This is a genomic window from Paraliobacillus quinghaiensis (genome assembly GCF_003426025.1).
GTDB lineage: Bacteria > Bacillota > Bacilli > Bacillales > Amphibacillaceae > Paraliobacillus_A > Paraliobacillus_A quinghaiensis.
In genome coordinates this window covers 1-4,033 of record NZ_QJSH01000050.1, presented here as the reverse complement: position 1 = coordinate 4,033, position 4,033 = coordinate 1, and the positions used below count along the sequence as shown (strand labels likewise).

The following is a 4,033-nucleotide window of genomic DNA, read 5'->3' as shown; positions in this document are numbered from 1 at the left end:
ACCATCGTTTTCATCTCCTATTGGTTTGGGTTTAGTAAATTGGAAGTTCTGTGATAGGTACTTCTATTTTACTATGAAAACGGTGGTCTTTTTATATTTAATTGAACCTATTTACTATACTAGGCACTCAGCAAAAGCTCTTTCGCATTATATACTTCTTTGTCTGGCTTAATGTTAGTATTTGTGGGTATAGATCTTTTGCGATGGTTCATCCAGATGGCTTTCCACCCTACTTGTTTTGCTCCTATAATATCTTTTTCAAAGGAGTCACCTATATATACCGTTTTTGTCTTATCAAGATCAAGTTTTTCTTCAATTATTTCAAAGATCTCTCTTTTCGGTTTTGCGTAACCTAGACTTCCGGAAATAAAAATATTCTCTACAGGAATCCATCTGCTGAGACCTAATTGCTTAATCTTCTTCGACTGATGTTTTTCCTCACCGTTTGTAAGAATTGCTAGTTGCTTACCTTGTTGGTGTAAAGTATCTAATAGTTCTTCTACTTCTTCAAATAACGTAATGTTTTGCTGTTCAGCAACATAGACTTCGTGAAAAGTTAGTGCCTTTTCAGCATCGATTGGTATATCAAAATCCTCACATGCCTTTGTGATACGTCCTGTCTGCCACTCAGATTCAGATATCTCTCCAGCTTCACTTTGATCAAACAGGATCTCACTATATTTCCGACTAGTTCTATATAGCTTGTCTAGTTCTTCTTCTGTCATTTCAATATCAAACATCTTTCTAAAAGTCTTATGAAATGATAGCGCCTGATCATATAACGTATCATCAACATCAAAAATTATTGTATCCATTCTAAAACCCTCCTTAAATCTAATCTGTTTCTTACCATTTTTCTATATGAGTGAAGTCTATGAACGACAAATTTATTGAGCGAATTGAACTGAACTTATTCAAAATGTAGCTGAAAACTATCTGGTACAAAAGAAGGTTCTTTTCTACCTAATAAATGTAACACCAGTTTAGAAACAAGTGCACCTGGTCCTAATGCTTGTCCAACACTAATCGTAGGTATACTTTCACTTTTTATCCATTCTGTAACCTTTTCTTCTGTTGCATATTCCGGAAGATTGTTACTGTACTTTTCTGCCGGAAATGTTAGTCCTCTTAAACTATCAATCGTTGCATCGTCTGGAATCCCCACATATTCTTCTAATTTCATTCCAGTAGGTGAGAAATTCAAGACGGAAGTACCAAATCCAAGTGCAACTGCTGTAGTGATGTACAAGTTATTTGCTCGAGCAGCACGGTGGAGAACAACCGCTTCAGGGAATGCAAAATAATCAATTGCATCAATTACATAGTCTGCTCCTTCTACAAAACTCTCTGTGTTCTCTTCCGTTACTCCATCACGATAACACACGACTTCAAGGTCTGGGTTGATCAAAAGTAAATGATCTTTAAGAGCATCTACCTTTAATTTACCAACCGTGTCATATGTAGATGCACATTGTCTATTTATATTAGATATATCAAATACATCCGGATCGGCTAGCTTTAGTTTCCCTATGCCCATTCGCGTCAGTAATTCAGCAGAGAAACCACCAATACAACCGCACCCCGCTATCGCAATAGTTGAACCTTGTAGTTTTTGCACTTCTTCTTCTGACATAATACCTAAATTACGGACAAATTGTTCTTTCATTATTTTACTACCTCCTTACTATTTTCTGTACTGGAAACAAAGTAATCATATAATGGCCGACGTTTTTCCTTGAGCTGGATTAAACATTGAGACAAATTTAATAAACATGGTATTGATTTTGATCCAAGATACACTTGAGGCTCACCGATAACCTCAAATGGAAACTTAAAGATTCGGTGCATATAATTGTATACCCTCTCATCAATGCAGCAGATCCAATGGGTCATTTCTTGATCTAACGAATAATTTAATACTGTCTTAATGATCGCTAATCCGACATCATGTTTCTTCATTTTTGTAAATGCACTAACTTCTGCAACCTTGTTTTTGTCTAGCTTTGATAACTTTAAATTTTCTATGTCATAAATATTAAAGTTCTTCATTGTTGGAAGTTCATGCAATTCTTCATATATAAGTCTAGTAACGCCAACAATTTCTTTACTCTTGACAGATTGTGCAACAAAATAGGTAGCACATTCTTCATACGGATCAACATCATTCTCTTTAAAATATCCTACCTCATAGTACCGTTGATGATGTAACTTAACAGCCTTTTCTCTCAAAATTCCTTCTACAGTTCCAAAATGGTAATCTTTCATGTTATTCATTTTAACGTCCTCCTTTAAAGTTATCTACACTTCTATTAAAGGACAGTTAACTACAAAATGAAAGCAATTCTATTAACCTTCTAGTTATTTCGACTAATTAATGTTAGAATTCTATCATAAATTCTAACATTAGGACGGTATACAACATGAGTGAGAAAGACACACTATTACAAAAATTATTTAGAAGTCATAATAATAATTTGAATAAAAGAATTATGCAAATTGGATTCATTTACATTGTACTAAGTATTTTTTGGAACTTTATTTTTCATTTTTTTGATCTTCAGCTTTCAAGGGCCAATCTTTCACTATTACTTACTTGCATAGTGGTTTGGTTTGTCGTATATCTAACATTACACTTGTCAAAATTACCCACAAGCACAATGAATCATATTGTTCTATTATTTGTTATTTTTACCGTTATTTGTCTATTCTTTGGATCGGGGTTTACAGAATCCTGGAGTTACTTTTTACTTTTGCCAATTATTACGAGTTTATATGGGGATAGAAATTTATCCATTATCTATTCAATAATAGGATTAATCTGTTTAATAATTTTAAATATTTATTTTCAGCAAACTCATTATATTGTAGATGCAATTGATTTTTCTAACCGAATCTTACTATATATAATTGTCGCAACATTTAGTTACCTATTGTTGAATATGTTGTTTTCACTATATAAAAAACAAGTAAATACGGTAATTCAATCAATGGAAACAACAATAGAACAAGTAGTGCAAAGTTTTATTGTAGCTGTTGAAGCAAAAGACCAATATACATTTGGACACAGTGAAAGAGTAAGTGATTACGCGCAAACATTAGCTAAAAACATACCCGAATTTAATCAAAAGAATAAACTCAAAAGGTTGCGTTTAAGTGGTCTTATACATGATATCGGAAAGATTAATATCCCTGAATATATTCTAACAAAACCTTCTGGATTGACGGATGAAGAGTTTGAACAGATTAAAACACATACTACATTAGGAGCACAAATGATTGAAAAAGTAGAAGGATTAGAAGGGTTGAAAGACGGTGTCCTTTATCATCACGAAAAGTGGGATGGAACCGGATATCCAACAGGTGCAAAGGGAAAAGAAATTCCACTTTCTGCCCGAATACTATGTATTGCAGATGCTTTCGATGCAATGACTTCTTCGAGATCATACCGAGAAGCACTTCCAATTGAAGAAGCTTTTCAACGAATCGAAATGAATATGGGTACGCAATTTGACCCTGGTCTAGCTAAAGCATTCGAATCATCAAAACGGGAATTTGCGATTATTTATCGACGCTCACATAACCCATTTGAAGAATTTGAAAAATTAACAGATTTATTTTAGTGTGGTGCCTGTCACTTCCCGTTTTTTGTCGAATCGGAATGACGGGCTGCTTTTTCTCTTATATGATCAACCCACTCCTCTTCTACTTGATACCCCTCTGCTTCCATTGATGCTCTAGCTGATCTTATGGCTTTTTCTATTCGCTTTTGCTCATCTTTTTTGTTCATTACTTTTCCCCCTACAATTAAAATGATGGTTTTAAAGTGTTACCAATTATTATCTCATAATCTTCACATTTGACTCCATAATTTAAATAAAAAACAGAGCCTTAATGAAGGCTCCTCAGTCGACAAAAAACGGGAAGTGACAGCGTATAATGGTAAATAAGTCAACTCTCATTTGCACCTAAAAAAGACCGACCTTAATTAAAACTCTTAAAATCATTTTTTAAAAAGTTCATCTATCACAGAACC

Annotated in this window: 5 protein-coding genes; 1 reads left to right on the top strand and 4 read right to left on the bottom strand. The window is 33.9% G+C overall.

Annotated elements, in window-relative coordinates; all coding sequences use genetic code 11:
• Positions 1-119: 119 nt before the first annotated feature.
• The 3 genes from D2K40_RS16020 to D2K40_RS16010 form a co-directional block, all read right to left on the bottom strand.
• Positions 120-815 carry an HAD family hydrolase gene (locus tag D2K40_RS16020; protein WP_117157339.1) on the bottom strand — a complete coding sequence of 232 codons (696 nt, stop codon included), beginning with the start codon at positions 813-815 and terminating at the stop codon, positions 120-122.
• A gap of 95 nt (positions 816-910) precedes the next feature.
• Positions 911-1,666, bottom strand: coding sequence for a ThiF family adenylyltransferase (locus D2K40_RS16015; RefSeq protein WP_240324913.1), 756 nt, complete (start codon positions 1,664-1,666; stop codon positions 911-913).
• Positions 1,666-2,274, bottom strand: a complete 609-nt coding sequence (locus D2K40_RS16010) for an N-acyl amino acid synthase FeeM domain-containing protein (RefSeq protein ID WP_117157337.1) — start codon at positions 2,272-2,274, stop codon at positions 1,666-1,668. Before D2K40_RS16010 ends, D2K40_RS16015 begins: the two co-directional genes overlap by 1 nt.
• A 146-nt stretch (positions 2,275-2,420) precedes the next feature.
• On the opposite strand from D2K40_RS16010, the gene D2K40_RS16005 reads away from it, so the two are divergent.
• Complete coding sequence (locus D2K40_RS16005; RefSeq protein ID WP_117157336.1) at positions 2,421-3,620, top strand: HD-GYP domain-containing protein; 1,200 nt, start codon at positions 2,421-2,423, stop codon at positions 3,618-3,620.
• 11 nt (positions 3,621-3,631) lie between these two features.
• Here the strand turns inward: D2K40_RS16005 and D2K40_RS16510 are convergent, their stop codons facing one another.
• On the bottom strand, positions 3,632-3,787 hold the full coding sequence (locus tag D2K40_RS16510) for a hypothetical protein (protein WP_162879259.1): 156 nt from the start codon (positions 3,785-3,787) through the stop codon (positions 3,632-3,634).
• Positions 3,788-4,033 lie beyond the last annotated feature (246 nt).

Bases quoted from the DNA above. Each gene is read 5' to 3' on its own strand.
- D2K40_RS16005 (WP_117157336.1), top strand. From the start codon at position 2,421: ATGAGTGAGAAAGACACACTATTACAAAAATTATTTAGAAGTCATAAT.
- D2K40_RS16020 (WP_117157339.1), bottom strand. From the start codon at position 815: ATGGATACAATAATTTTTGATGTTGATGATACGTTATATGATCAGGCG.
- D2K40_RS16510 (WP_162879259.1), bottom strand. From the start codon at position 3,787: ATGAACAAAAAAGATGAGCAAAAGCGAATAGAAAAAGCCATAAGATCA.
- D2K40_RS16010 (WP_117157337.1), bottom strand. From the start codon at position 2,274: ATGAATAACATGAAAGATTACCATTTTGGAACTGTAGAAGGAATTTTG.
- D2K40_RS16015 (WP_240324913.1), bottom strand. From the start codon at position 1,666: ATGAAAGAACAATTTGTCCGTAATTTAGGTATTATGTCAGAAGAAGAA.